General features: G+C 62.5%; 28 protein-coding genes. 20 read left to right on the forward strand and 8 right to left on the reverse strand.

Going from position 1 to position 25,384, the window contains the following annotated elements:
* Positions 1-37: 37 nt before the first annotated feature.
* Positions 38-490 (forward strand): putative toxin-antitoxin system toxin component, PIN family, encoded by a 453-nt coding sequence (locus tag WIF35_RS05830; RefSeq protein ID WP_412480619.1) that lies wholly within the window; start codon positions 38-40, stop codon positions 488-490.
* Positions 491-537: 47 nt separating this feature from the next.
* Here WIF35_RS05830 and WIF35_RS05835 read toward each other — a convergent pair whose 3' ends face one another.
* From WIF35_RS05835 to WIF35_RS05845, 3 genes are all read right to left on the reverse strand, one after another.
* Complete coding sequence (locus tag WIF35_RS05835; RefSeq protein ID WP_412480620.1) at positions 538-876, reverse strand: hypothetical protein; 339 nt, start codon at positions 874-876, stop codon at positions 538-540.
* Between the two features lie 238 nt (positions 877-1,114).
* The gene (gene yaaA / locus WIF35_RS05840; protein ID WP_412480621.1) at positions 1,115-1,888 is read right to left on the reverse strand and encodes a peroxide stress protein YaaA; all 774 of its coding nucleotides are present in this window, start codon (positions 1,886-1,888) and stop codon (positions 1,115-1,117) included.
* A gap of 295 nt (positions 1,889-2,183) precedes the next feature.
* Positions 2,184-3,122 (reverse strand): hypothetical protein, encoded by a 939-nt coding sequence (locus tag WIF35_RS05845; protein WP_412480622.1) that lies wholly within the window; start codon positions 3,120-3,122, stop codon positions 2,184-2,186.
* 314 nt (positions 3,123-3,436) lie between these two features.
* On the opposite strand from WIF35_RS05845, the gene WIF35_RS05850 reads away from it, so the two are divergent.
* Genes WIF35_RS05850 through bioD form a run of 6 tightly spaced genes read left to right on the forward strand, consistent with a single transcriptional unit; the run spans position 3,437 to position 9,278 of the window.
* Positions 3,437-4,612 (forward strand): DUF2863 family protein, encoded by a 1,176-nt coding sequence (locus WIF35_RS05850; protein WP_412480623.1) that lies wholly within the window; start codon positions 3,437-3,439, stop codon positions 4,610-4,612.
* A gap of 9 nt (positions 4,613-4,621) precedes the next feature.
* A complete protein-coding gene (gene bioA / locus WIF35_RS05855) occupies positions 4,622-5,983 on the forward strand; it encodes an adenosylmethionine--8-amino-7-oxononanoate transaminase (RefSeq protein WP_412480624.1) in 1,362 nt (453 codons plus the stop codon).
* A complete protein-coding gene (gene bioF, locus WIF35_RS05860; protein ID WP_412480625.1) occupies positions 5,980-7,143 on the forward strand; it encodes an 8-amino-7-oxononanoate synthase in 1,164 nt (387 codons plus the stop codon). The genes bioA and bioF overlap by 4 nt, the downstream gene beginning before the upstream one ends.
* On the forward strand, positions 7,140-7,853 hold the full coding sequence (locus WIF35_RS05865; protein WP_412480626.1) for an alpha/beta fold hydrolase: 714 nt from the start codon (positions 7,140-7,142) through the stop codon (positions 7,851-7,853). The genes bioF and WIF35_RS05865 overlap by 4 nt, the downstream gene beginning before the upstream one ends.
* Positions 7,846-8,607 carry a malonyl-ACP O-methyltransferase BioC gene (gene bioC, locus WIF35_RS05870; protein ID WP_412480627.1) on the forward strand — a complete coding sequence of 254 codons (762 nt, stop codon included), beginning with the start codon at positions 7,846-7,848 and terminating at the stop codon, positions 8,605-8,607. Before WIF35_RS05865 ends, bioC begins: the two co-directional genes overlap by 8 nt.
* The gene (gene bioD / locus WIF35_RS05875) at positions 8,604-9,278 is read left to right on the forward strand and encodes a dethiobiotin synthase (protein ID WP_412480628.1); all 675 of its coding nucleotides are present in this window, start codon (positions 8,604-8,606) and stop codon (positions 9,276-9,278) included. The genes bioC and bioD overlap by 4 nt, the downstream gene beginning before the upstream one ends.
* Here bioD and WIF35_RS05880 read toward each other — a convergent pair.
* Together WIF35_RS05880 and WIF35_RS05885 are read right to left on the reverse strand one after the other, a co-directional pair.
* Positions 9,267-9,614, reverse strand: coding sequence for an Hpt domain-containing protein (locus tag WIF35_RS05880; protein ID WP_412480629.1), 348 nt, complete (start codon positions 9,612-9,614; stop codon positions 9,267-9,269). The genes bioD and WIF35_RS05880 overlap by 12 nt on opposite strands.
* A gap of 50 nt (positions 9,615-9,664) precedes the next feature.
* Positions 9,665-10,717 carry an HD domain-containing phosphohydrolase gene (locus WIF35_RS05885; protein ID WP_412480630.1) on the reverse strand — a complete coding sequence of 351 codons (1,053 nt, stop codon included), beginning with the start codon at positions 10,715-10,717 and terminating at the stop codon, positions 9,665-9,667.
* Positions 10,718-10,768: 51 nt separating this feature from the next.
* Between WIF35_RS05885 and WIF35_RS05890 the strand changes: the two genes are divergently transcribed.
* The 9 genes from WIF35_RS05890 (at position 10,769) to nosD (ending at position 18,673) form a co-directional block, all read left to right on the forward strand.
* Complete coding sequence (locus WIF35_RS05890; protein ID WP_412480631.1) at positions 10,769-11,377, forward strand: septation protein A; 609 nt, start codon at positions 10,769-10,771, stop codon at positions 11,375-11,377.
* Complete coding sequence (locus WIF35_RS05895) at positions 11,377-11,679, forward strand: YciI family protein (RefSeq protein WP_412480632.1); 303 nt, start codon at positions 11,377-11,379, stop codon at positions 11,677-11,679. The genes WIF35_RS05890 and WIF35_RS05895 overlap by 1 nt, the downstream gene beginning before the upstream one ends.
* A complete protein-coding gene (locus tag WIF35_RS05900; protein WP_412480633.1) occupies positions 11,676-11,942 on the forward strand; it encodes a BolA family protein in 267 nt (88 codons plus the stop codon). Before WIF35_RS05895 ends, WIF35_RS05900 begins: the two co-directional genes overlap by 4 nt.
* 34 nt (positions 11,943-11,976) lie before the next feature.
* A complete protein-coding gene (locus WIF35_RS05905) occupies positions 11,977-12,768 on the forward strand; it encodes a peptidyl-prolyl cis-trans isomerase (protein WP_412480634.1) in 792 nt (263 codons plus the stop codon).
* Positions 12,769-12,832: 64 nt separating this feature from the next.
* The gene (locus WIF35_RS05910) at positions 12,833-14,158 is read left to right on the forward strand and encodes an EAL and HDOD domain-containing protein (protein WP_412480635.1); all 1,326 of its coding nucleotides are present in this window, start codon (positions 12,833-12,835) and stop codon (positions 14,156-14,158) included.
* Positions 14,159-14,162: 4 nt separating this feature from the next.
* Positions 14,163-15,980 (forward strand): CHASE2 domain-containing protein, encoded by a 1,818-nt coding sequence (locus WIF35_RS05915; protein ID WP_412480636.1) that lies wholly within the window; start codon positions 14,163-14,165, stop codon positions 15,978-15,980.
* A complete protein-coding gene (locus WIF35_RS05920) occupies positions 15,977-16,477 on the forward strand; it encodes an SH3 domain-containing protein (protein ID WP_412480637.1) in 501 nt (166 codons plus the stop codon). The genes WIF35_RS05915 and WIF35_RS05920 overlap by 4 nt, the downstream gene beginning before the upstream one ends.
* Before the next feature lie 24 nt (positions 16,478-16,501).
* Positions 16,502-17,383, forward strand: a complete 882-nt coding sequence (locus WIF35_RS05925; RefSeq protein WP_412480638.1) for a M48 family metalloprotease — start codon at positions 16,502-16,504, stop codon at positions 17,381-17,383.
* Positions 17,384-17,455: 72 nt separating this feature from the next.
* Positions 17,456-18,673 (forward strand): nitrous oxide reductase family maturation protein NosD, encoded by a 1,218-nt coding sequence (gene nosD, locus WIF35_RS05930; RefSeq protein ID WP_412480639.1) that lies wholly within the window; start codon positions 17,456-17,458, stop codon positions 18,671-18,673.
* 46 nt (positions 18,674-18,719) lie between these two features.
* On the opposite strand, the gene WIF35_RS05935 is transcribed toward nosD, so the two are convergent.
* Both WIF35_RS05935 and WIF35_RS05940 read right to left on the reverse strand, forming a co-directional pair.
* Positions 18,720-19,565, reverse strand: coding sequence for an HDOD domain-containing protein (locus tag WIF35_RS05935; protein WP_412480640.1), 846 nt, complete (start codon positions 19,563-19,565; stop codon positions 18,720-18,722).
* Between the two features lie 90 nt (positions 19,566-19,655).
* A complete protein-coding gene (locus WIF35_RS05940) occupies positions 19,656-20,597 on the reverse strand; it encodes a CysB family HTH-type transcriptional regulator (RefSeq protein WP_412480641.1) in 942 nt (313 codons plus the stop codon).
* Between the two features lie 84 nt (positions 20,598-20,681).
* On the opposite strand from WIF35_RS05940, the gene WIF35_RS05945 reads away from it, so the two are divergent.
* From WIF35_RS05945 to WIF35_RS05960, 4 genes are read left to right on the forward strand one after another with little or no spacing between them, the layout of a single operon-like run.
* Positions 20,682-21,458 carry a sulfite exporter TauE/SafE family protein gene (locus WIF35_RS05945; protein WP_412480642.1) on the forward strand — a complete coding sequence of 259 codons (777 nt, stop codon included), beginning with the start codon at positions 20,682-20,684 and terminating at the stop codon, positions 21,456-21,458.
* Between the two features lie 19 nt (positions 21,459-21,477).
* Complete coding sequence (locus WIF35_RS05950; protein ID WP_412480643.1) at positions 21,478-23,151, forward strand: nitrite/sulfite reductase; 1,674 nt, start codon at positions 21,478-21,480, stop codon at positions 23,149-23,151.
* The gene (locus WIF35_RS05955) at positions 23,151-23,657 is read left to right on the forward strand and encodes a DUF934 domain-containing protein (protein WP_412480644.1); all 507 of its coding nucleotides are present in this window, start codon (positions 23,151-23,153) and stop codon (positions 23,655-23,657) included. Before WIF35_RS05950 ends, WIF35_RS05955 begins: the two co-directional genes overlap by 1 nt.
* A gap of 16 nt (positions 23,658-23,673) precedes the next feature.
* On the forward strand, positions 23,674-24,393 hold the full coding sequence (locus WIF35_RS05960; protein WP_412480645.1) for a phosphoadenylyl-sulfate reductase: 720 nt from the start codon (positions 23,674-23,676) through the stop codon (positions 24,391-24,393).
* Between the two features lie 84 nt (positions 24,394-24,477).
* Here WIF35_RS05960 and WIF35_RS05965 read toward each other — a convergent pair whose 3' ends face one another.
* A complete protein-coding gene (locus WIF35_RS05965; RefSeq protein WP_412480646.1) occupies positions 24,478-25,380 on the reverse strand; it encodes a LysR substrate-binding domain-containing protein in 903 nt (300 codons plus the stop codon).
* Positions 25,381-25,384 lie beyond the last annotated feature (4 nt).

Here is a 25,384-nt window from a genome sequence, read left to right on the forward strand (position 1 = left end):
CAAGAGCTTGAAAAGGCGGGCATTATAATCCTGTCCCATGCTGCGTATCGTTCTAGACACCAACGTCGTTCTCGACCTCTTCCACTGGGCCAATGTCGATGCCGTGCCCATCATGGCCGCCCTCGAAGCCGGCCAAATCGCCTGCCTGGCCGATGAAAGCACGCTCGACGAATTGCGCCGCGTGCTGACCTACCCGCAATTGAAATTGACGCCGGAGATGATCAGCGAGCGCTACGCCCGCTACAGTGCCTTGGTCGAAGTGATCGAAGCCGGCGAATCGCCTGCCCTGCCCCGCTGCAAGGACCGCGACGACCAGAAGTTCCTCGAACTCGCCGCCCGCAGCGGCGCCCATCTATTGGTCAGCAAGGACAAGGCCCTGCTCAAGCTGCGCGGCCGGACCAAGCTCGCCTTCCAGATACTCAAGCCGGCCGCCGCCTCGGCGCTGCTCGCCGAGCAACTGCCTCAGCCAAATCAGGCGGAGGCCGCCTAACCGCCGACACAGAAAAAGCCTGTGCCGGATTAAAAAGCAGCGTTGCCTCAGCCCTGCTGGCTCAACCCCGCCTCAGTCCACAAAGCCTTGGCGAATGCTTTCCACACCGGCCCGCCGTGGCTCAGGATGCCGACGTCGGCGCTCTTCTGCATGGTCTTCAGCATCACCGCCGCCAGACCATACAACTCGACCTTGGCCATCAACTGGTAGTCGCCGGGCGATGCCGCCGCCTGCTCGACATCCCGCTCGTGGTTATTGATCGCCGCATGGGCCAGCGCCCGCACCTCGGTTTCATCCGACCAATCCAAGCCCAGCGCGATGCCTTTGCGCACCAGCTCGGTTTCGATCTCTGCAACATCCTGTGCGTAATGCTCAATTCCGGCCATTTTCCGCTCCCATTCGATGATGGCGCATTATCCGCCGAAAAGGCTGGCAGCCACCTGACCGTCACAGATGCTTACAAAAAGATGAAAGCCCTGAACCGGGGGGAGTTCAGGGCTTTCGGAGACGACCGTTGGGGGTTGGGTAACAGGAGGGGGTTGCGGTCGCCAAGGCCGCAGGGAGTCGGCCTCGATACCGTAGATGGGGCGGGCCAAATGGATTTCAAGCCCCTCAATCGAAACTTCAACTTTCGCGGCGGCGGAACACCCAGGTCGTCTTGTCCGAGGCTTCCGGCGCAAAGGCGTAGCCATCGGCGTCGAAGCCCTGCAAATCCTCCGGCTGCGTCAGCCGGTTCAGCACCGCGTAGCGCGTCATCAGGCCGCGCGCCCGCTTGGCGTAGAAGCTGATGATCTTGTACTTGCCGTTCTTCCAGTCCTCGAACACCGGCTGGATCACCTCGCCGGCAATCTTGCGGCCGACCGCCGCCTTGAAATATTCCTCGGAAGCCAGATTCACCACCACCGGCCGCGCCATGTCGGCCAGCTCGGCATTGATCGCAGCGAGCAGCGTCTCGCCCCAGAAAGCGTACAAATCCTTGCCGCCCTCGTTCTTGAACCTGGTGCCCATCTCCAGCCGGTAAGCCTGCATCAGATCGAGCGGCTTCAGGATGCCGTAGAGGCCGGAGAGGATGCGCACATGCTGCTGGGCGAAAGCCAGATCGTCGGCCGACAGGGTTTTCGCCGCCAGCCCGTCATACACATCGCCATCGAAGGCCAGCACCGCCGGCTTGGCGTTCTCCGGCGTAAACGGCAGGCTCCACTCGGCGTAACGGTTGAAATTAAGCACCGCCAGCGGGTCGGACAAATCCATCAGATTGGCGATATCCGCCGGCGACAATTCGCGCAACTGACGGATCAGCGTCGCCGAACGCTCCAGAAAAGCCGGCATCGTATAAGTGGCAACATGCGGCGGCGTCTTGTAATCGAGCGCCTTGGCGGGGGAAAGAATGAGCAGCATGGTGGTTGGGGAAACGGGTTGGGGATGGCGGGATTTTAATCGAGGCGGCGGGGAAGCTAAGGAATTTGGTTTTTGCCCCCAAAAGCAGGTGCACCGCAGGAGTCACCAGTAAATAGCAAAATTCGGGATGCCAGAACAACGCCCCCAGAAAAACCAGGGGCAGATCATGGTTTTATCAAGGACACCATAAACCGTGGTCTGCCCAAATTTATTCCCAATTTATTTCGTTGGTATGTGCTTCTGCTCGACTTTGGTTTTTGCCCAAAACGGGTCGTGCACCGCAGCAGGAGGCGGGTTACAAAGGAGGCTCTGTCTTTTGGGAGTTCGTAACCGACCTCATCATGTCAATCCTTCGGACACGTTCCATACACGCCTCGACAGCGGGATAGTTCCTCTGGAATTTACGGGTAACGCGGGCGAACAGGCTTTGATCCGGAGGCGTCCAGTCTGGCGCAAAGAAATCGTAGATGTCGTCGTAATGGGAGAGTGGTGCGATGGGCATCCACGCCATCGGTACCATAGGGTGCTCGATTTCGACCGGGATGCCTTTTTGCCAGCAGAGCTTGGCACGAAAGGTACTAACGGGGCGGATAAAATCACAGAGCGTCGGCAGCGTATTTTTCTCTTCCTGCTTGGTGTAGTCCATGATCGAAGCTTCTAGCCCCGCTTTATCGCCTTTCATCAAGAGCGAGTAAAAGTCTGTACCAGTGGCGTAGGCTTTTTTAAGGCTGCCACCCGCTTTTTTGGCGCCATGCTCGATCTCAGCATGTGCTGCTTCGTAGTCGCCACGGATGACCAATTGGGCAAGGTGGAAGGTGAATTCTCTGGCCTTCGCATCGTTCTGGTAACGAATCAATCGTGGCGTATCGAGTGCAGCCACTTCCTCGATTGCCGCCGGGTCGTCAGAGACGAAGGCATACAGCAGCTCCATTTCTTGGGACATCGTGCCGCCACTCACATAGTTTTCGCTGTCGGGCTCATGGCGTGCAGCATGTACTCTGAGTTTCGAGACAACGGACCAGTGTTGCTTGAATGCGGTCATGTCATGATGGGCATAGCTGGCGATGAGACCAAGGTCTTCGTGGGCCATCGCCATTGAGCGAAAAATAGCGGGGAGATTAAGTCTGCGATATTGTCGCTCCAAAAGTAACAAATCTCCTTCGAGACTTTCAAATGCCCGTTTGACATGGCATTCAGGCGTAGCCAGAAATTTGTCCTTCAAGGAGTCGCTCATTTTGTCAACTTCACCAAAGTCAAGCCGTTTTCGTTTACACCGGCGAAAAACGGGGACAGACCAAGTTTTTCCTCTCGATTGTGGTCATTATTCCAAACAAGCGGTGCACCGCAACAGCCTCCACAACCACCCACGCAAATTTTCCAGTGCCATTGGCCGCAACCAGATTCTGCGATGCCACTTATTCCAGGTCAATATTGCCGCTCACCCATCGCCACCGAGCGGCAAGCCGCCACAGATGCCCAATTTCGCGCTTTCTGCCGTTCCCCTCCCCCGGCTGGTAAAATCCCTCTTTTGCTTTAACTGGAACACCCATGAAACGCACCCGATTCGGCTCGCGCGACCGTCTTTCGCGCGACGCGGCGGAACTTCAACGCCTGGCCACTGGCCTTTCCGAATCCGGCGGCAAGCTGGAAGATGCCTACTGGGAGAGCCAGTTGGCGGAAACCGTCGATGGCCTGTTGAAGAACGGCGCCGAGGACGACATCAATATCGCGCTCGACCGCCTGTTCGAGGCCAACCCGCGCGCCCATGACGAATTGGCCGACATGGTCGAGTCGCGCGCCGAAACGCATCAAGTCGAGTTTCAGGGCCAAGCCTTCGACGTGCTGCTCTTCGCCGCGCCGGTGCTGGCCTGGTCGCGCTTTTCCATCCCCGCCAGCAGCCTGCCCAAGAGCACGCTGCAAACGCTGACCGTGCAGCTCGGCGCGCATGTGTTCGGCGCCGATGCCCGCCTGGCGCTGGCCGATTACCTGTTCAGCCCGGACCAGTTGCCGCGCAGTTTCTGTGACACCTGGCAGCTGACCCGCGAGCTGGGCGAGGCGGCTCTGGCCGGCCGCGCGCTGACGGTAGACAGCAGCCAGATGCCGGAAACCAACCGCTTCCTGTCCGACGTGCGCTACCTGATCGGCGCCATGGCGCTGCCGCGCGGCCAGGCCCTCTTCCGCTGGAACGAGAAGGACGGCAGCAAGGAAAATTCGCTGAAGGAATGGCTGAAGCAAGGCAGCCCCAATCTCGAACCGCTGCTCACCGGCTGCGCCTGGGAGCCGCTGCTGCCGGACGCCTACCACGCCGCCTGCCGCAATGCCGACCGCCTGTCGCGCGGCTATTCGGTCAAGGCCTCCATCGCCTTCCTGCAGACCACGCTCGGTTTGATGCCGGCCGACATCCGCGCCGTCGTCGGCCCCTGCTACGACCGCCGCATGGAGGAATACCGCGTCGGCCTCGGCCCGAAGAACGCCGACAACATCTATCACGGCATCGTCTGGCCGCTGCTCGGCGCCGAGGATGAAAACGCCGATGTCGCCGGCGAGATCGAGGCGGCGCTGCGCGAAACGGGCGTCAAGGACGTGATCTTCCTCGACCACCGTTTCCCGATGGAATTCTGCGACGACTGCGGCGCGCCGATGTTCCCCAACGTCGAAGGCGAGCTGGTGCATGCCGAAATGCCGGAGCAGCCCAACGCCGGTTCGTCGCAGGCGCTGCACTGACAGCTCGCGATGGATAGTTCGCGCAACGCCGACTGGCTGGCCCGCAGCCAGGCTGCCGTCTGGCATCCGTGCACGCAGATGCAGCACCACACGCGGGCGGACGATCCGGCGCACCTGCCGCTCGTCCCCATCGCCCGCGGCGAGGGGCCGTGGCTCTACGATTTCGACGGCAAGCGCTACCTCGATGGCATCAGCTCGTGGTGGACCAACCTGTTTGGCCACGCCAACCCGCGCATCAACGCGGCGCTGCGCGACCAGCTGGAAACGCTGGAGCACGTCATGCTCGCCGGCTTCACGCACCAGCCGGTGGTCGAGCTCTCGGAACGCCTCTCCGCCCTGACCGGCGGCGCGCTCGGCCATGCCTTCTACGCTTCGGATGGCGCGTCGGCCACCGAGATCGCTCTGAAGATGAGCTTTCATTACTGGCGCAATGTCGGCCGGCCGGAGAAGTCGGAATTCCTCTGCCTGGCCGGCAGTTACCACGGCGAAACGGTCGGCGCGCTGGCCGTCACCGACGTGGCGATTTTCAAGGATGCCTACGCGCCGCTAGTGCGCGCTGCGGCGCATGTGCTGCCCTCGCCCGACTTCCGCCAGGCCGAAACCGGCGAAACGCCGGCCGACGTGGCCCGCCGCGCCGCCGCCGGGCTGGAAAGCTGGCTGGAACAACATGGCGAGCGCACCGCCGCGCTGATCGTCGAGCCGCTGGTGCAGGGCGCGGCCGGCATGGCGATGTACGACCCGGAATACCTGCGCCTCGCCCGCCAGCTGTGCGACCGCTACGAAGTACACCTGATCTGCGACGAAATCGCCGTCGGCTGCGGCCGCACCGGCACTTTCTTCGCGCATGAACAAGCGGCGATTGATGGCAACCCCATCCGCCCCGACCTGATGTGCCTGTCGAAGGGCATTTCCGGCGGCTACCTGCCGCTCTCCATCGTGCTGTGCAGTGACACCATTTACGCCGCCTTTCTCGACGATTCGGTGGCCCGCGCCTTCCTGCATTCGCACAGCTACACCGGCAACCCGCTGGCCTGCCGCGCGGCGCTGGCGACACTGGATATTTTCGCGGCCGACGACGTGCTTGCGGTGAACCGGCAAAAATCGGCAAAAATCGCGGCCGCCCTCGCCCCGCTCGCCGGGCACGACAAGGTGCGCCACCTGCGCCAGCGCGGCATGATCGCCGCCTTCGACGTGGTCACCGACGACCCGTACTTCTCGCGCAAGTTCTACCGCGCGGCACTGGATCGCGGCGCGCTGCTGCGCCCGATCGGCAATACGGTCTATCTGATGCCGCCCTACATCGTCGGCGACGACGAAATCGCCACGCTCGCCCGTGTCGCTGCCGATGCTTTGGGAGCCGCCCTGTCGTGATCGAAGATCGCCTGACCACCGAACTCGCCGACATCGCCGCCGCCGGCCTGACCCGCCGTCGGCGCGTGCTGGCTTCGCCTTGCGGCCGCCTTGCTGCGGTGGACGGCCGGGAAATGCTGAATTTCGCCAGCAACGACTACCTCGGCCTGGCCGGCAATCGCGACATCGCGCAAGCCGTGGCCGACGGTGCGCTGGCCTGGGGCGCCGGCAGCGGTGCCTCGCACCTGGTCAGTGGCCACCTGGCGCCGCACGAGGCCATTGAGGCCGAGCTCGCTGCCTTCACCGGCTTCGAACGGACGCTCACTTTCTCCACCGGCTACCTGGCCAACCTCGCCGTCACCCCGACTTTCGCCGGGCGCGGCGACGCGGTGTTTGCCGACAAGCTGAACCACGCCTCGCTGATCGACGCCATGCAGCTGGCCAAGGCCAACGGCGCCGACGTGCAACGCTATCCGCACGGCGACGTCGCCGCCCTCGAACGCCTGCTCGCCGCATCGACCGCCAAAACCAAGCTGATCGTCACCGACAGCGTATTCAGCATGGACGGCGATCTCGCCCCGCTGCCGCTGCTGCTCGACCTGGCCGAGCGTTACGACGCCTGGCTGGTCATCGACGACGCGCACGGCTTCGGCGTGCTCGGCCCGCATGGCGAAGGCGCGCTGGCCCATTTCAACCTGCCGGCAGCGAAGCGCATCCTGCTGATGGGCACGCTGGGCAAGGCGGCCGGCGTCGGCGGCGCCTTTGTCGCCGGCTCGGCGCTGGCCATCGAATACCTGCTGCAAAAAGGGCGCAGCTACATTTTCACCACCGCCACCCCGCCGGCCATCGCCTGCGGCCTGTCCCGGAGCCTGGAACTGATCCGCGGTGGCGACGCGCTGCGCGCCAACCTGTTCGCCCGCATCGGCCAGTTGCGCGACGGCCTCGCCGGCCTGCGCTGGCCATTGCTGCCGTCCGCCACCGCCATTCAGCCGTTGATCGTCGGCGACAACGAAGCGGCGGTCGCCCTCGCTAAAGTGTTGTGGGAGCGCGGCCTGTGGGTGCCGGCCATCCGTCCGCCGACCGTCCCCAAGGGCACCGCCCGCCTGCGCATTTCCGTTTCGGCGGCCCACACCGCGGACGACATCGAACGTCTAATCACCACCCTGAAGGAACTCGCATGAACGCTCCCCTCGTCTTCCTGCCCGGCTGGTGTCTCGGCCGCGGCCCGCTGAATGCTGCCGTGCACGCCCTGAAAGGGCAGATTTTCGACCTGCCGGGTTATGGCAGCGCGCCGCTGATTGCCGATTTCGATGCGGCCGTCGACGATCTCGCCAGCCGCCTGCAACCCCGCACGACACTGGCCGGCTGGTCGCTCGGCGCGCAGATGGCCCTGGCCGTCGCCGGCCGCCATCCGGACAAGGTGAGCAAGCTGCTGCTGGTCGCCGGCACGGCTTCCTTCGTGCAGCGCAACGGCTGGCCGGAAGCCATGCCGCCGGCCAATCTGGCCGAATTCACCGCCGCCGTGGCGGCCGACGTCGAAGCCATGCTGCCGCGCTTCGTCGGCGGCTTCAACCGCGGCGACGCCCAGGCCAAGTCCACCACGCTGGAATTGCTCAAGCTGGCCGACCCGCGCCCGAGCGGCGAAGTGCTGGCCACCGGCTTGCGCTGGTTAAGCGAAGTCGACCTGCGCGTCGATGCCGCTCGTGTGCAGGCGCCGACACTGCTCATCCACGGTTCGGCCGACCCGCTGATGCCGGTTGGCGCCGCCGAAATGCTGGCCCGCCTGATTCCCGGCGCCGAACTGGCGATTTTCGAGGACTGCGCGCACGCCCCCTTCATTTCCCGCCCGGACGACTTCCTCGCCACGGCCCGCGCCTTTATCGATGAATAAACCCGCGAAGGCGCGCGTTCGCCAGTCTTTCGAACGCGCTGCCGCGACCTACGACAGCGCTGCCGACGTGCAGCGGCGCATCTGCCACACGCTGCTCGATGCCGTGCCGACGACCACTGCCAGGCGCGTGCTCGACGCCGGCTGCGGCACCGGCTACGCGCTGCCCCTGCTGCGCCAGCGCTTTGCACAAGCCGACCTGCTGGCGCTCGACCTCTCGGCTGCCATGTTGCAGCGCATCGCCTGCCCCTGCACCCGTCTGGTCGGCGACCTCGAACGCCTGCCCTTGCCTGCTGGCAGTCTCGACCTGCACTGGTCCAGCCTGGCCGTGCAGTGGTGCGACCTGCCGGCCGTGCTTGGCGAAGCGCGCCGTACCCTGCGCGGCGACGGCTGGCTCGCCCTGGCCAGCCTGGGCCCGGAAACTTTCAAGGAACTGCGCCACGCCTTCGCCGGTGTCGATGCCTACCGGCACACCCTGGTTTTCCACACGCCGGAGGAAATCCGCGCCATGGCGGAAGCCGCCTGCTTTGCCGAAGTGTCGGTAGGCCAAGCAACCGAAACCGCCTTTTACCTCGATTTCCGCAGCTTGTTGAAAGCGGTCAAGGCCGTCGGCGCCAATCAGGTCGGCGATGGCCGGCGCACCAGCCTGATGAGCCGTGCCGCCTTTGCCCGCGCCGAAGCCGCCGCCGAAACCTTGCGCACGCCGTCTGGCCTGCCGCTCACCTACGACGTGATTTATCTGCTCGCCCGAAAATGACCGCTTCCGCCTTTTTCCTGACCGGTACCGACACCGAGATCGGCAAGACCTTCATCACCTGCGCCCTGCTCGACCGAGCCCGCCGCGACGGCCTGCGCGCTGCCGGCCTCAAACCGGTCGCCGCCGGCACCGACGAACAGGGCAGGAACGATGACGTCGAGCGCATCAAGGCGGCGAGCAGCGTGGTCCTGCCCGACCCAATTATCAATCCCTATTGCTTCGCCGCGGCCATCGCGCCGCATATCGCCGCCGCCGAGGAAGGGCGCAGCATCGACTTTCCACCCATCGTCGCCGCCACCGAGACGGCGCGTCGCCAGGCCGATCTGGTCATCGTCGAAGGCGTCGGTGGTTTTTGCGTTCCTTTGGGCGTGCACCGCAGCAGTGCCGATCTGGCGGTCGAACTCGGCTTGCCGGTGATCATGGTGGTCGGCATGCGGCTGGGTTGCATCAACCACGCACTGCTGACGGCGGAAGCCATCGCCGCCCGCGGTCTGAAATTGGTCGGCTGGGTGGCCAATCGGGTCGATCCGGCCATGTCGCGTTTCGACGAAAACCTGGCCTGTCTGAAGGAAATGCTGCCGGCCCCCTGCCTGGGCAGCGTGCCTTACCTGGCGGGTGGCGATGCAATCGCCGCTGCCGACGCCCTCAAACTGCCGGAATTACTTGGCTAGCTCGGCCTGCAGTACCGTGCCGACATAGCGGATACGCTGCTGTAGCGCGTCGACCGCGCCATCCAGCCCAGCGATATCGCCACCCTTGGCCTGCTTTTCGATGACATAGGCGTCGGCTGCGCCGACATCGTCGGACACCGTGGCCAACAGGCCTTTCAGGGTGTGTGCCTCGCGCTGGACCGCCGTCGGGTTGCCCGAGGCAAAAGCTTTGGCAATAGCCGCACAGTTGTTATCGACATCCTGCACGAACATGTCGAGCATCATGGCGTATATATCTTCGTCGCCCCCCAGGCGTTCGAGAATAGCCGCGCGGTCGATCACAAAAGCTTCTGCCATCTGCTTCTCCGTTTTTATTGGCGTTTTGAATGACACAGCAATGCTTTATATCATACGGGTAGAACATCCGCATCACGGAAGCGCTGTTTGATGTCCAGCACTTCGTCCCAGCCGGCGAACAGGGCTTCCACGCAGAGCGGGTCGAAATGCTTGCCGCGCCCCTCTTCCAGAAACCTCCGGGCGTCTTCGAGCGACCAGGCTTTCTTGTAGGGACGCTCCGAGGTCAATGCATCGAACACGTCAGCCACCGCCACGATACGCCCGAACAACGGAATGTCGTTGCCCTTGAGCCCGCCGGGATAGCCCGTACCATCGTATTTCTCGTGGTGCGACAGGGCGATTTCCGCACCCGCCCGAAGAATCTCCGAACCGCTGTCCTTGAGCAGTTCCCAGCCCAGCTGGGCGTGATTCTTCATGATTTCGAATTCTTCCGGCGTCAGCCTGCCGGGCTTGAGCAGAATCTGGTCAGGAATGCCGATCTTGCCCACGTCGTGCATCGGCGCCGCTTCGAGGACCAGCTTGGCCGTCGCCACGTCGAGGCCCAGCCCCTTGGCGATGACCTGGGAGTAATGCGCCATGCGCTGGATGTGGGCGCCGGTTTCCGGATCACGGAATTCGGCGGCACGACAGATCCGGAAGATCAGTTCGCGCTCGCGGTCACGGATGTCCTTCGTTCGCTCCTCGACCAGCCCGGCCAGTTCCTCGGCCCGGTTGGCCAGATAGCGCTGACCGGCACGAATCGACAGCATGTTGCGAGCCCGCGCCGAAAATTCGATGCGGTCGATCGGCTTGGTCAGGAAATCGTTGGCACCGCCGATCAGCGCCTCGTAGCGCACGTCCCTCTGATCGTTGGCGGTAATCATCAGCACCGGGATTTCGTCACGCCCGTGCAGGGCACGGAAGGCCGCGATGAATTTCAGGCCGTCCATCTGCGGCATCATGTAATCGACGATGACCAGATCGGGCACGTTCTCCTGGCACCACTCCAGCGCCTTCAGAGGATTTTCAAAAAGTATCGGATCGCATTCGCCGAGCTTCAGAACCAGCGCCTTGATCAGCGTCAGGTTGATGTCGGAATCGTCGATGATCAGGACCTTGTTCATGTGTCGCGGCCGGCCATTGCTGTTGTTTCCGGCAGTATATAATGCCTCGCCATGAAACTACTGTTCGACCTTTTCCCGGTAATTCTCTTCTTCGCATCCTTCAAGTATTCGGAGAAGCACCCCGAACTCGCCGCCGGCTGGATCGCCCCCTTGCTGGGTGCTGCGGTGGACATCAAACAGGCGCCGATTCTGCTCGCCACCATCGTCGTCATCGTCGCGACCGTGGCCCAGATCGCCTGGGTGCATTTCCGCCACGGCAAGGTGGACAAGATGCTCTGGGTCAGCCTTGGCCTGGTCGTCGTCTTCGGCGGCCTGACGCTGGTTTTCCAGGACGAAACCTTCATCAAGTGGAAGCCGACCCTGCTCTACTGGGTCTTTGCCGCTAGCCTGGCCTTCGGTAACTACGTGCTGAAGAAGAACCCGCTCAAGGCAATGCTCGGCGAGCAACTCTCCCTGCCCGATGCAGCCTGGGCCAAGGTCAATCTCTCGTGGATCGGGTTTTTCCTGTTCATGGGCGCGCTGAACCTGTTCGTCGCCTTCAACTTCACGCTCGACGCCTGGGTCAATTTCAAACTGTTCGGCGGCATGGGTCTGCTGATCGTCTTCGTGCTGCTGCAGGGGATGATGCTGTCGAAATACATCGAGGAAGACAAGAAATAATGCTCTACGCCATCATCGGAGAAGACCGTCACGGTTCGCTGGACCAACGCATGGCGGCCCGTCCGGCCCACCTGGAACGCCTGCAGGCCTTGCAGGCCGAAGGCCGCCTGATCCTGGCCGGCCCCTGCCCGGCCATCGATTCGCCCGACCCTGGCCCGGCCGGCTTCTCGGGCAGCATCATCGTTGCCGAATTCGCCTCGCTGGAAGCCGCCAAGGCCTGGGCCGACGCTGATCCGTATGTCGCCGCCGGCGTCTACGAGAAAGTCACCATCAAGCCGTTCAAGAAGGTTCTGCCGGCGTGAGTGCCGACACTGTCGAACTGCTCCGCCAGCGATTGGCCGTTCTCGATCCGGTCGCCTTGACCATCGAGGATGAATCCCATCTGCACGCTGGACATGCCGGTGCTCGCGACGGCGGCCATTACAAAATTCATATAGTTGCCGCTGCCTTCGCCGGCAAAAATACGGTTGGCCGGCATCGCATCGTCTATGATGCGGTGGGCGACCTGATGCGCGGCAAAATTCATGCGCTCGGCATCAATGCAGCCGCTCCCGGAGAAGTATAATTTTCGTCGTTCTCACCACCCAAGGACACACTGAATGAAACAAACCTCCCGTCTGGCCGCCCTGCTCATCGCCGGCGCCATCGTTTCCGCTCCGGCCCTGGCTGCCGACAAGGGCAAGGCCTTCGTCACCGTCAACGGCCAGCCGATTCCGCAGGCGGTCTACGACACCATCATCGCCGAGCAGAAGGCCAAGGGCGCGACCGAGTCGCCGGAACTGACCAACGCCATCAAGGAACAACTGATCGCCCGCGAACTGCTGCTGCAGGAAGCCAAGAAGAAGGGCGTGGACAAGAAGAACGAAGTCCAGCTGCAGCTCGAAGCTGCCAAGCAGGCCGTCATGGTCAATGCCTTCCTGTCCGACTACGTACGCACCCACCCGGTCAGCGATGCCCAGCTGCGCGCTGAATACGACGCCATCAAGGCCAATCTGGGTAGCACCGAATACAAGACCCGCCACATCCTGGTCGACAAGGAAGAAGACGCCAAGGCCATCATCGCCAAGCTGGAAAAGGGCGAGAAGTTCTCCGAACTGGCCAAGCAGTCGAAGGATCCCGGCTCCAAGGACAAGGGCGGCGACCTCGGCTGGAATTCGCCGAACGCCTACGTCAAGCCGTTCTCCGACGCCATGACCAAGCTGAAGAAGGGCGAATACACCAAGGCGCCGGTACAGTCCGATTTCGGTTTCCACGTCATCCAGCTGGAAGACTCCCGCCCGATGACCCCGCCGCCGTTCGATCAGGTCAAGCCGCAGTTGCAACAGCGTGCCAGCCAGCAACAGGTCGAAAACCTGGTCAAGGAACTGCGCGCCAAGGCCAAAATCAACTAAACGGCCTCGCCTTGTGCAAAAATGCCCACCGCATGGTGGGCATTTTCATATCCGGGGAAGAATCGTGTTCGATAGCTTGAAAAAAATACTTGGCGGCGGGGAGAAGCCAAGCGAACGCCAGCCGTCGGCAAAGAACGAGGTGGCAACACCCGAACTGACGCCTGAACTGCGTGGTTTCCTGAGCCGCGAGCCAGTGTTTGACCGACGCGATCGTCCGGCCGGCTACCTGCTGCAATGGCAGGCAAACCCAGGGCAGAGCGAAGGCGGAACGCGCACGGCACACGACCGGATGCTTCTCGAACTGCTGGCGGACTATCTCACGCAATGGAAAACCGGCCTCGCCTTCATCAGCTTGGCCGCAAAAAGTCTCGACCTAGCTGCGGTGCACTCCCTCCCCAGCGAAAAAATCATACTGCTGGTCGAACTCACCGAGACGACCGACACCGCCCATCTTCTCGAAAACCTGAAAGCCCTGCGCGACAAGGGCTTCCGCCTCGGTCTCTTCCGCCAGCCCAAGCATCCGGCCTTCGCGGAATGCATTGCCCAGGCCGATCTAGCTGCCATCGCCATCGATCAGGTAGAACCTTCCGCCGTGCGCGACTTTTCCGCCGCCATCCGGGCGAGTGCCGGCGAACGCAGCATCCAGTTACTCGCCACCAACGTCGAATCACCCGATGAACACCGCCTTTGCCAGCAATGGCATTACGACTATTTCCATGGCGGCTTTGCCAAGGCGACACCGCGACGTCCGGAAGAACCTGGCGGCGATCCGCACAAGGTCCTGCTGCTCAATTTGTTGCGCCTGATCCAGGGCGATGCCGAAACGGCCGAAATCGCCGAAGCGATGAAGCAGGATCCGCTGCTCGCCTTCCGCATCCTGCGCTATCTGAATTCGCCGGCACTCGGCTTGAGCCGACGCATCGATTCGCTCGGTCAGGCGCTGGTCATCCTTGGCCGCCAGCGCCTGACCCGCTGGGTTGCCATCCTGCTCTTCTCGGTACGCGAACCCAACCTGGGCGATTGGTTGCTGGTCGAGAACGCCCTGACCCGTGGCCGCCTGATGGAATTGCTCGGCGAGAAACTGCATCCAGGCAAGGGTAACGACCCCCTGTTCCTGACCGGCATCTTCTCCTGCCTCGACCGCCTGGTCCGCCGTCCAACCAAGGAAATCATCGAAGACATGCCCTTGGCCACCGAAGTACGCGACGCGCTGCTTGAGCGCACCGGCCCCTATGCCCCGCTGCTTGCGGTAGCCGAAGCCTGCGAGGATTTCGACCTGCCGCGCATGCAAACCACTGCCGTCGCCGCCGGCCTCGATCCGGATACCGTCAACCGCGCCTTGCTAGCGGCAACGGCCTGGGCTGGCGAAGTGACCGAGCACTGGGAATAAGCGCATGCGCTTGTCCTGGCGTAAGACCATCGCTCCGCTGCTCATTGCCGGTCTGGTCGGTGCCTTTGCGCTCGGCGAGCAACTGGGTGCCTTTGCCGACTTCAACGCGGCCACCGGCGATATCCTGATGCGCTGGCACGTGCGCGACCGCACGCCGCCAGCCGATATCGTGCTGATCGACATCGACCAGGCCAGCCTGGACGACCCGCAGATGCTCGACCTGGCCGGCAACTGGCCCTGGCCGCGTCAGGTGCATGCTGAACTGCTGCGTTTCATAGCGCCGCAAAAACCGGCCGCCATCGCCTTCGACCTGATTTTCAGTGAGCCCGATGTCTTCCGTCCGGCCAGCGACAAGATGCTGTCCGAAGCCATCGGTGAAACGCGCGCCTTGCTGCCGATGGTCGTCGCCGCCGACGGCGAAGCGACGCCATTGCGTAACCTGCCGCCGATCATGGAGGTACGCGCCGGTCCGGATGCCGTTCCCAATGCCGGCCTGCCGCTGATCGCCCCCAAGGCCATCGACCCGGCCGCCTGGCGTACCGGGCTGATCAATTTCCTGCCGGACGATGACCGGGTCGGCCGACGCTACTGGATCAATTTTCCGCACGAAGGCTGGACCTTGCCCTCGCTGCCCCGCCGCGTGGCCGAAGCGGCCGGCTGGTCGGTGCCGGAACGCGATGCCATCGCCTTGCATTGGTACGGCAAGCCTTTCCGACATCTCTCCTACCGCGAGCTCTACCTCGAATCGCAGAAGGAACATCCCCGCCTGCCTGATCTGAAGGACAAAATCGTCCTGATCGGCGCCGCCGCCCCCGGCCTGCACGACCTGCGCCCTACGCCGCTCGGCGCCAGCTTCTCGGGCCCGGAAATCCTCGCCACCGCCATTGCCAACCTGTCCGACGACGACTGGCTGCGCCCGGCGCCTGTCAGTTGGAATCTCGCCCTCGGCGCCATCGGCATGCTGGTCATCGCCCTGGCCTTCGCCCGCCGCCCCAACCCGCTACCTATTGCCGCCATGCTCGGCCTGATCAGCCTGGCCGTGCTGCTCTGGGCCTTCCAATTACTCGGCAAAAATATCCAGTGGACGCCATTCAGTCCCTTGCTCGCCACCTGGCTGAGTTTTGCCACCGTCGCCACCGGCTCCTACCTGCGTGAGCGCCGCCAGCGTGACCACGCCGTGCAGATGTTCGCACGCTTTCTCGACCCAAACGTCGTCCGCTCGTTGACCATGGACGGGCAACTGGCCAAGGCGGAAACCGGCAGCGGCCAGGAAATCACGGTGCTGTTTTCCGACATCCGCGGTTTCACGACGCTTTCTGAAAGCCGCACACCGGAAGAAGTCGTCACCCTGCTCAACCGCTATTTCGATCTACAGGTGGCGGCCGTCTTCGAGCAAGGCGGCACCTTGGACAAATTCATTGGCGACGCCATCATGGCCTTCTGGAACGCTCCGGTCGCTACGCCCGACCATGCCGAACGCGCCGTCCGCGCTGCCCTCGGCATGAGCCGGGCGCTGGAGGGGTTCAAGCATGAGCTCGGCGAATTCGGCGAGCATTTCGACATCGGCATCGGCATCCACACCGGCCCGGCCGTCGTCGGCTTCCTCGGCTCAAGCAAACGCCTCGACTACACGGCGATTGGCGACACGGTCAACCTGGCCAGCCGGATCGAAGGCCAGACCAAGGGTGTTGCCCGCATCCTGGTCTCCGAAGCGACAAAAAATGCTTGTGGTAATGTATTTGACTTCATCGACCATGGCGAAGTTACCGTCAAGGGACGCAGCCAAGCGGTCAGACTCTTCGAACCCAGGGAACGCCCATGAGACAACCATCGCTACCGCGTCACCTCCTCGCCATCCTGCTGGCTGGCCTGCCGTTTTTCGCTCTGGCCGATAGCCAGGGCAGCCTGATTCGCGCCAGCGAACTGAAGGCCAAGCCCTTCATCGATGCGCCGACGGTCGCCAGCCTGCCCGACAACGCACCGGTCACCGTCGTCGCCAATCAGGGCGGCTGGTCGCAGGTCAAGACGAAGGATGGCAGTACCGGCTGGGTTCGACTGCTCAACGTCAAGCTGACCAAGGCCGACGATGGCAAGAGCGATGGCAATACCCTGAGCCAGATCGGTGGCGTCATCCGTACCGGCACCACCAAGAGTGCCGCCACCACAGGCGCCAAGGGCCTCACCAAGGAAGATATCGCCAACTCCAGGCCGAACCCGTCCGAGGTCCAGAAGCTTGAAACCTTCAAGCTGCGGCCGGTCGATGTCGATCGCTTTGCGGCCAGCCGCAAGCTGAATGCCAAGAATGTTCCTGAACTCTGACCAGCACACCGAACGGAGAAAGACATGAAGAAGACCATTGCCTGCCTCGCCGTCCTCGGTCTGCTCGGCGGCTGTGCCGAACTGCAGCGCGGCGCGCTCAATCCAGACACCCTGCGTGTCGCTGGCGAAGCTGTCGGCACGCTGGCCAAATCGGATGCCACGCCGGAGCAGGAAGCGCAGATCGGCCGCGAATCGGCCTCCATGCTGCTCGGCGCCGCACCGCTGGTGCAGGACAAGGAAATCATGCAGTACGTCAATACGCTGGGCAGCTGGATTGCCCGCCAGACCGGGCGCAACGACATCAACTGGCGTTTCGGCGTGATCAACAGCAGTAACGTCAATGCCTTCGCGGCACCCGACGGCTACATCCTGATCACCAAGGGACTGCTACGCCAATTGAACAACGAAGCCGAACTGGCCGGCGTCATCGCGCACGAACTGGCTCACGTCACCAAGCGTCACTACCTCATCGCCATGAAGAAGAAGGACACGCTCGGCGCCTTCGCCAAGGTCGGTGAATCCACGGTCGCAAAGTCCGGCATCCGGGGTGGTGACATGGCGGCTACGCCGATGTTCAACCTGGCCCAGAACATGTACTCGTCCGGTCTCGACAAGGGCGATGAATACGAGGCCGACCGTCTCGGCGTCACCTACGCCACCCGTGCCGGCTACGACCCCTACGGCTTGCCACGCGTACTGGCCATGTACGCGTCCAACACCGGTGCGCCGGGTTTCGATCTGCTGTTCTCGACCCACCCGTCGCCCCAGGACCGCATGGCCGAGTTGAACAAGGCGGTCGGCGACAAGCTGGCTGCCTACGAAGCGAACTCGGTGGTCGACAATCCGGCCTTCGCCAAGATAGTCGCCCGGGCCAAAGCGATCCCCGACCCCGGCCAACGCCGCTGAACACGGCTTCAAGCGGAATAATTTGATTCAGGTTCATGCCCGATCCGGCCTCAGAGGCTAGATTCGGGCACGATGCGCTTTTTCCGGTTTTCCTTCCTCGCTTTGCTCAGCCTGTCGGCGCTTGCCGGCCAGCCTTTGCAACCTTGGCTCGACGCCGCCGGTGCCGGCACGGTGTTGAGATTGCCGCCGGGCACTTACGACGGTCCAGCCGTGATCGACAAGCCATTGACGGTAGAAGGCAACGGACAGGTCATTGTCGATGGCCACGGCAAGGGAACGGTGCTGACCATTCGCGCCGACCGGGTAACGATCCGCGGCCTGCAATTCCGCGGCAGCGGTGACTCGCATGACGCGCTCGACGGCGGCATCATGGCCGAAGGCAATCATCTGCTGCTCGAAGACAACCGGATCGACGACGTCTTGTTCGGCATTTCACTGCACCGCTCCACCGACAGCGTCATCCGCCACAATCACATACGCTCGCGCCCAGTCGATTCGGCCGATCGCGGTGACGGCATACGGCTGTGGTACAGCATGTACAACCGTATCGAGGATAACGACATCGCCCAGATACGCGATATCACGGTAACCAACTCGCCGCGCAACCGCTTCGTCGGCAACCGCATCCGCGACAGCCGGCGCGCCTTCAATTTTCTGTTCGCCCATCGCAGCATCGTCGAGGACAACCATCTGGAGAAAAACTCGACCGGCGTCATTGCTTTGAATTCGGAAGGCCTGATCATTCGCCGGAACCGTATCCTGCATGCCATGGACCCGTCCGGTGCCGGGGTCGCCCTGAAGGAAACCTCGGCCGCCCTGATCGAGGGCAACGAGATCGTGCATTGTGCCCACGGCATCATGGCCGATTCGCCGATGAATCCGATCAACCGCATCGTCTTCGCCAACAACACGGTGGCCCATAACATCACCGGCGTCTATTTCTACGGTGCCAAGGGCGGGCACATCGCCATCGGCAACACCTTCCGCAACAACCTTTGGCCGGTCAGCATCATCGGCGATGGCGATCCAATGGACGACATCTGGTGGGGCAACTACTGGGATGATTACGAAGGTTTCGACCGCGATGGCGACGGCATCGGAGACCGACCGCATGAACTCTATGCCTACGCCGACCGGATCTGGATGGAAACGCCGGCAGCCCGCTTCTTCCGCAATTCGCCGGTGCTCGAACTGCTCGATTTCCTGGAGCGCCTGGCCCCATTCTCCTCACCGGCCCTGATCCTGCGCGATACGGCACCACGCATGGCGCCACTGACACTCCATAAATGAACAAGGCACCCCAGCGGGTGCCTTGCTAAATCGGGACAATTGCCGGTCAGCCCAGCCAGTCGCGCATGTCTTCGATCAGGTCATCCACCGCCCCGAGCGACAGATTGAAGAACTGGCAGGCGGCCGGTGCTGCCTTGTGCCACTCGTGTTCGCCATCGCCATTGTTGTGCAGGCGAATGATGTGCTCGGCCAGCGTACATACCGCGATGAGCGCACGCGCCGTATCCGAGACGTTACCCGGCCCGTTCAGCACGCTGTAGTCGTGGTGATGCAGCATGGCTTCCGAAATATAGCCTGGGAGACGCCAGCGACGAGCCAGGAAATAGCCGACTACCGAGTGATTCGTTCCCAACAACTCATCTTCGACATCGGTGAACTTGCGCTCCTCCGCCATGTTGGCGGCCGCCAGCACTTCCTTGGTATTGGCGAAGCGCTTCATCAGCAAGGGAATACCGCAATCGTGGAAGAGGCCGAAGGTATAAGCCACGTCAGGACGGACACAACGCAAACGCTTGGCCAATTCGGCGGAGAGGCGTGCAGTTTGAGCCGACGACTCCCAGAAACGATCCATTGGCACTTCGGGATCACCGGCCAGTGCCAGCTTCAGCAACTGGGACACGACCAGATTGAATAGCTGGCGATTGCCTAACACGTTGATCGCCTGCATGATCGAGCCGAATTGCTGGCCGGTCGAGAAAGCCGGCGAATTGGCGATCTGCATGACATGCCCGGCAAGGGCCACGTCCTTGCTGATCAGCATGGCAATATCCCGCTGATCCGCATTGTCTTTATTCAGCTCGACTTCGAGTTCGATCAACACCGCAGGGCAAGGTGGAATATCGACCCCGTTGAGCATATGCACCAACTGCTGTTCTTCCGTTACCGCATTCATTGTTGTTCTCCCGCTGGACGGGCGATAGCTTAACGGGAATGATCACCTCTTGGAATATGGCAAAGGTTATACATTTATGACAACAAACTGTCACAGTTGATAAATGTCACCCCCGCCATGCATGGCCATTTCGACCACCCGTTTGGAGAGATGCGGCGCAAACAACGAGATCAAGTCGTAATCGTAGCGACGCAGATAGGTGCCACGCCGTATGGCCAGACGTGTCGTATTCGATTCGAACAGGTGGCCGGCATCGAGCGCAACCAGGCCGATATCGCGTTGCGGGTCGAAAGCCAGCGCGGAAATGATCCCGAGGCCAAGCCCTAGACTGACGTAGGTCTTGATCACATCGGCATCGAGCGCGGTCAGGGCGATGTTGGGCTGCATGTCGATCCGCTCGAAGGCGCGGTTGATGCGCGAACGCCCGGTGAAGGCCGTGTCGTAGGTGATCAGCGGCCATTTGGCCAATTCGTTCAGCGACAGCGGATTCGATTTCAGAATGGGATGTCCCTCGGGTGCGATGACACAGTGGCTCCACTGGCGCACCGGCAGGGTGATCAATTGTGGGTATTGGTCGAGCGCCTCGGTCGCAATACCGATGTCGGCTTCGCCGTTGACCACCCATTCAGCGATCTGGGTCGGGCTGCCCTGGTGCATTTCAAGGCGCACACTGGGATGCTGGGCCATGAAATCGCGCACCACGATCGGCAAGGCATAGCGGGCCTGCGTGTGCGTCGCCGCCAGCACCAGCCGGCCGCTATCGCCACTGGAGAATTCGGCGCTGGCCCGCTTGAGATTCTCCGCCTCGCGCAGGATGCGCTGGGCGATCTCCAACACCACCTTGCCCGGCTCAGTGACGCCGGTGAAACGCTTGCCGCTGCGCTCGAAGATGGCGACCCCCAACTCATCCTCGAGCAGCTTGACCTGCTTGGAAATACCCGGCTGGGAGGTATAGAGGGTTTCCGCCGCCTCTGAGACGTTGAGGCCTTGTCGCTGTATTTCTACGATATAGCGAAGTTGCTGCAGCTTCATCGCGGCACCTAAATAGCTTTTCGATATAACAATCTAACGCAATATTCTTTTTGATTCAATTCGGCGCCGGTACGATGCGCCTCCATGGACATCCTCTACACCCTTTCCGGCTTTGCCGTCGGCGCCATTGTCGGCCTCACCGGCGTTGGTGGCGGCTCGCTGATGACGCCGCTGCTGGTGCTGCTGTTCGGCGTGCATCCGGCCACCGCCGTCGGTACCGACCTGCTCTACGCCGCCGTGACCAAGGCCGGCGGCACCGTGGCGCACGGCCGCAAGGGACATATCGACTGGGGTGTCACCCTGCGTCTGGCCGCAGGCAGTATTCCGGCCGCTGCCGTCACCATTTTCGTGCTGTCACAGCTGCCCAAGGGCAGCAACACGATCGGTCACATCATTTCGCACGGTCTGGGCTTTGCCCTGATGCTCACCGCCATCGCCATCCTGTTCGGCCGCAAGCTGCGCGAATACGCTGCCAAACACGACGATTCGCCGCTGCGCCAGTGCTGCCTGGGCAAGATCACCGTGGTGGTCGGTGCCATTCTCGGCGTCCTGGTCACCATTTCCTCGGTCGGCGCCGGTGCGCTCGGCGTCGCCGCCTTGTTTTTCCTCTATCCAAAACTTTCACCGGTCAGGATTGTCGGATCGGATGTCGCCCATGCCGTACCGCTGACGCTAGTTGCCGGACTCGGCCACTGGATGCTCGGTGGCGTCGACTGGGCGCTGCTCGGTTCGCTGCTGCTCGGTTCGCTGCCCGGCATCTGGCTTGGCAGCCATGTTTCCGCCAAGGTGCCGGAGCACATCCTGCGCCGCATCCTGGCCTCCATGCTTGTGCTGATCGGTAGCAAGCTGGTCTTCGCCTGATTTACCCCAAGGAAGTCGCATGTATAAATACGATGCCATCGACCGCCAGTTGATCAACGAGCGTGTCGCCCAATTCAGAGACCAGGTTCGCCGCTGGAAGGCTGGCGAACTTGCCGACGACGAATTCCGTCCTCTGCGCTTGCAGAATGGCCTCTACATCCAGCGCCATGCCCCGATGTTCCGCATCGCCGTACCCTACGGCATGCTGAATTCGGCGCAACTGCGCACGCTGGCCTCGGTGGCCCGCAAGTACGACCGCGGCTATGGCCATTTCACGACGCGCCACAACCTGCAGTTGAACTGGCCGAAGATCGAAGATGTGCCGGAAATTCTGGCCGAGTTGGCCGAGGTCGACATGCACGCCATCCAGACTTCCGGCAACTGTCTGCGCAACATCACCACCGACCAATTCGCCGGCGTCGCCGCCGACGAGATCATCGACCCGCGCCCGCTGGCCGAGATCATGCGTCAATGGACCACCTTCCACCCGGAATTCGCCTTCCTGCCGCGCAAGTTCAAGATCGCCATCTCCGGCACCAAGGAAGACCGCGCCGTCACGTGGTTCCACGACATTGGCCTGCATCTCAAGGTGATCGATGGCCAGATTGGTTTCACCGTCATCGTCGGCGGCGGCCTCGGCCGTACTCCGATTCGTGGCGAAGTGATCCGCGAATTCCTGCCCTGGCAGGACATCCTGTCGTATTGCGAGGCGATCCTCCGCGTCTATAACCGCTTTGGCCGCCGCGACAATGCCTACAAGGCGCGTATCAAGATCCTCGTGCAGGCACTCGGCATCGACGCTTTCCGCGAGCAGGTCGAGGCCGAATGGGCACACGGCAAGGGCGGTCCGATGACCATCACCCAGGCCGAATACGACCGCGTCGCCGCCCACTTCACCGCACCGGCCTACGAAAAGGTCGGCGCAGTCGAGCTGCCGAGCGAAAAGGCCTTTCTCAACTGGCTGGACCGCAACACCCACGCCCACAAGGTGCCGTGCTACACCGCCGTCACGCTGTCGCTGAAGAAGCACGGCATCGCGCCGGGCGACATCACGTCCGAGCAGATGGACGTCGTTGCCGATCTGGCCGACCGCTACAGCTTCGGCGAACTGCGCATCAGCCACGAGCAGAACATCATCCTGGCCGACGTCAAGCAAACCGACCTTTACGAAGTGTGGCAAAAGGCCAAGGCCGCCGGCCTGGCGACGCCGAACATCGGCCTGCTGACCGGCATGATCTGCTGCCCGGGCGGCGATTTCTGTGACCTGGCCAACGCCAAGTCCATCCCCATCGCCAACGCCATCCAGGCTCGCTTCGACGATCTCGACTACCTGTTTGACATCGGCGAACTCGACCTCAACATCTCGGGTTGCATGAACGCCTGCGGTCATCACCACGTCGGCCACATCGGCGTGCTCGGTGTGGACAAGAACGACGCCGAGTTCTATCAGGTCACGCTGGGCGGCCGCCAGGGTAACGACGCCAAGCTCGGCAAGGTGATCGGCCCGTCTTTCGCCGCCGAGGAAATGCCGGATGCCGTCGAGAAGATCATCCAGGTCTATCTGGAAAATCGCCACGAGGACGAGCGTTTCATCGACACCTTCGACCGCATCGGCATCGACCCGTTCAAGAACCGCGTTTACGAAGGCCGCGCCCACGGCAAGGCCAAGGCAGCACAGAAGGAGGCCGCATAATGTCCCAACTGATCAAAAACGGCGCTGCTGCGGTGGACAGCTGGAAAACGCTGGAAATCGGCGAAGGCGAATCGGCGGAAACCGTCGCCCTGCCCGCCGGCGACGTTCTCTTCCCGCTCGCCGTCTGGCAAGCACGCAAGAACGAACTGGCCGGTCGCGAACGCCTCGGCCTGCTGCTGCAACCGGATGACAAGGTCGAGGACGTTGCCGACGACGTCGCCCGCTTCGCGCTGATCGCCGTCAATTTCCCCAAGTTCGTCGATGGCCGCGGCTATTCGACCGCCGCCCTGCTCCGCCAGCGTTACGGCTACACCGGCGAACTCCGCGCCGTCGGCAACGTACTGCACGACCAGCTGTTCTTCATGAAGCGCGTCGGTTTCGACAGCTATGCGCTGACCGACGGCAAGAACCTGACCTACGCCATCGAACAAGGCTTCAGCGCCTTCGGTGACGCCTACCAGGGCGCGACCGACCAGCCGCAACCTTACTTCCGCCGCCGCGCCTGATTTTTCGAGAGCACCCATGAATCCGAGCCTGCTCAACGTCACGCCCGAACTCGCCGCCAGCGTCGCTGCCAAAACCGACGCCGCGCGCGCCCTGCTCACCGACATCGCCAGCCAGTGGGCCCCGGCCACCTTCGCCAACAGCCTGGGTGCCGAGGACATGGTACTGACCGACCTGATCGTCAAATCCGGTCTGCCCATCGAAATCTTCAGCCTCGACACCGGCCGCCTGCCGCTGGAAACCTACGACCTGATGGCCGCCGTGCAGAAGCACTACGACCTGAAGCTGAAGGTCTATTTCCCGCAATCCACCGCGGTCGAAAACTACGTGCGCCAACACGGCATCAATGCTTTCTACGACTCCATCGAGTTGCGCAAGGCCTGCTGCCACGCCCGCAAGGTCGAGCCGCTGCAACGCGCCCTGGCCGGCAAGAAGGCCTGGATCACCGGTCTGCGCGCTCAACAAGCCGCCACCCGCGTCGGCCTGCCGACCCGCGAGTACGACGAAGGCAACAAGCTGGAGAAGTTCAACCCGCTGGCCGACTGGAGCGAGAAGGAAGTCTGGACCTACATCAAGCAGAACGGCGTGCCCTACAACGCCCTGCACGACAAGTTCTACCCCAGCATCGGCTGCGCCCCCTGCACCCGCGCCGTCGCCATGGGTGAGGATGTGCGAGCTGGCAGATGGTGGTGGGAAGCACCGGAATCCAAGGAGTGTGGCTTGCACGTCAAAGGCTAATTCGCCAGAGCCATCCCAGAAAACCACGGACAACCGCCGTGGTTTTTTGCCTTTTTGGCCGGTGCACCGCAGCAGTGTGCCGTTTTAGCGCTGTTCCTCGCCCGATTTGAGCAATTCGCCCAGAAAGGCCTTCGCCGGCAGCGACAGCAGCTTGGAACGCAGATGCACGACGCTCCAGGTTCGCCGTAGCGGAAAATCCACCACATCGAGTTCGACCAGACCGAGCTGCTCCGCCTTCTCGGCCAGCGCCTGACGCGACAGGACGGTCAAGCCCATCCCGCTGGCCACCAGGTCGCGGATGGCCTCGTTGCTCGACAGCGACAGGCGCACCTTCAATTCCAGCCCGGACATCCGCAGATAGTCGTCGATCACATGACGCGTGCCCGACCCCGGTTCGCGCAGCAGGAAGGGCTCGGCTGCCAGATCACCCAGTTGCAGCCGCTGGCCGACCGCCCAATGCGTTTCCGGCGCCAGCACGACGAACTCGTTTTCAAGGAAGGGGTAGCTGACGACGTCGAGTTCGCGCGGCGGCAGCGACATCACGTAGAGATCGTCCTGATTGTTGCGGATGCGCTCGACGATCTTTTCGCGGTTGGCGATTTCCAGCTCGATCTCGATATCCGGATAGCGCTGGTAGAACTGGCCGAGCATGCGCGGCAGGAAGTGCTTGGCGGTCGTCACCAGCGCAACGCGCAGCTTGCCACGCTTGAAGCCCTTGAGGTCGGCAATGGCCGACTCGAAGCGGTTCCAGGCATCGTCCAGATCGCGCACCGTGGCCAGCAGTTCCTGGCCGGCGGCGGTCAGTGCAATCTCCCGGCCCGTCTGCTCGAACACCGGCAAACCGATCGCCTCGGCGATGTGCTTGATCTGGATGGAAACCGCCGGCTGCGTCAGGTGCAGCTTCTCGGCAGCGACCGAAAAACTCATGCAACGCGCCACTTCGGCAAAGGTTTCCAGCTGGCGCAGGGTAATACGGCGACGCGTCATATAT

The sequence above is a fragment of the Azonexus sp. IMCC34839 genome, assembly GCF_047047955.1.
In the GTDB taxonomy this organism is placed as follows: domain Bacteria; phylum Pseudomonadota; class Gammaproteobacteria; order Burkholderiales; family Rhodocyclaceae; genus Azonexus.

Bases quoted from the DNA above. Each gene is read 5' to 3' on its own strand.
- WIF35_RS05965 (WP_412480646.1), bottom strand. From the start codon at position 25,380: ATGACGCGTCGCCGTATTACCCTGCGCCAGCTGGAAACCTTTGCCGAA.
- WIF35_RS05830 (WP_412480619.1), top strand. From the start codon at position 38: ATGCTGCGTATCGTTCTAGACACCAACGTCGTTCTCGACCTCTTCCAC.
- WIF35_RS05905 (WP_412480634.1), top strand. From the start codon at position 11,977: ATGAAACAAACCTCCCGTCTGGCCGCCCTGCTCATCGCCGGCGCCATC.
- WIF35_RS05865 (WP_412480626.1), top strand. From the start codon at position 7,140: ATGAACGCTCCCCTCGTCTTCCTGCCCGGCTGGTGTCTCGGCCGCGGC.
- WIF35_RS05925 (WP_412480638.1), top strand. From the start codon at position 16,502: ATGAAGAAGACCATTGCCTGCCTCGCCGTCCTCGGTCTGCTCGGCGGC.
- bioC (WP_412480627.1), top strand. From the start codon at position 7,846: ATGAATAAACCCGCGAAGGCGCGCGTTCGCCAGTCTTTCGAACGCGCT.
- WIF35_RS05845 (WP_412480622.1), bottom strand. From the start codon at position 3,122: ATGAGCGACTCCTTGAAGGACAAATTTCTGGCTACGCCTGAATGCCAT.
- WIF35_RS05850 (WP_412480623.1), top strand. From the start codon at position 3,437: ATGAAACGCACCCGATTCGGCTCGCGCGACCGTCTTTCGCGCGACGCG.
- WIF35_RS05940 (WP_412480641.1), bottom strand. From the start codon at position 20,597: ATGAAGCTGCAGCAACTTCGCTATATCGTAGAAATACAGCGACAAGGC.
- WIF35_RS05920 (WP_412480637.1), top strand. From the start codon at position 15,977: ATGAGACAACCATCGCTACCGCGTCACCTCCTCGCCATCCTGCTGGCT.
- yaaA (WP_412480621.1), bottom strand. From the start codon at position 1,888: ATGCTGCTCATTCTTTCCCCCGCCAAGGCGCTCGATTACAAGACGCCG.
- WIF35_RS05880 (WP_412480629.1), bottom strand. From the start codon at position 9,614: ATGGCAGAAGCTTTTGTGATCGACCGCGCGGCTATTCTCGAACGCCTG.
- WIF35_RS05955 (WP_412480644.1), top strand. From the start codon at position 23,151: ATGTCCCAACTGATCAAAAACGGCGCTGCTGCGGTGGACAGCTGGAAA.
- bioD (WP_412480628.1), top strand. From the start codon at position 8,604: ATGACCGCTTCCGCCTTTTTCCTGACCGGTACCGACACCGAGATCGGC.
- WIF35_RS05885 (WP_412480630.1), bottom strand. From the start codon at position 10,717: ATGAACAAGGTCCTGATCATCGACGATTCCGACATCAACCTGACGCTG.
- WIF35_RS05890 (WP_412480631.1), top strand. From the start codon at position 10,769: ATGAAACTACTGTTCGACCTTTTCCCGGTAATTCTCTTCTTCGCATCC.
- WIF35_RS05895 (WP_412480632.1), top strand. From the start codon at position 11,377: ATGCTCTACGCCATCATCGGAGAAGACCGTCACGGTTCGCTGGACCAA.
- WIF35_RS05950 (WP_412480643.1), top strand. From the start codon at position 21,478: ATGTATAAATACGATGCCATCGACCGCCAGTTGATCAACGAGCGTGTC.
- WIF35_RS05915 (WP_412480636.1), top strand. From the start codon at position 14,163: ATGCGCTTGTCCTGGCGTAAGACCATCGCTCCGCTGCTCATTGCCGGT.
- WIF35_RS05945 (WP_412480642.1), top strand. From the start codon at position 20,682: ATGGACATCCTCTACACCCTTTCCGGCTTTGCCGTCGGCGCCATTGTC.
- WIF35_RS05960 (WP_412480645.1), top strand. From the start codon at position 23,674: ATGAATCCGAGCCTGCTCAACGTCACGCCCGAACTCGCCGCCAGCGTC.
- WIF35_RS05835 (WP_412480620.1), bottom strand. From the start codon at position 876: ATGGCCGGAATTGAGCATTACGCACAGGATGTTGCAGAGATCGAAACC.
- WIF35_RS05935 (WP_412480640.1), bottom strand. From the start codon at position 19,565: ATGAATGCGGTAACGGAAGAACAGCAGTTGGTGCATATGCTCAACGGG.
- nosD (WP_412480639.1), top strand. From the start codon at position 17,456: ATGCGCTTTTTCCGGTTTTCCTTCCTCGCTTTGCTCAGCCTGTCGGCG.
- bioA (WP_412480624.1), top strand. From the start codon at position 4,622: ATGGATAGTTCGCGCAACGCCGACTGGCTGGCCCGCAGCCAGGCTGCC.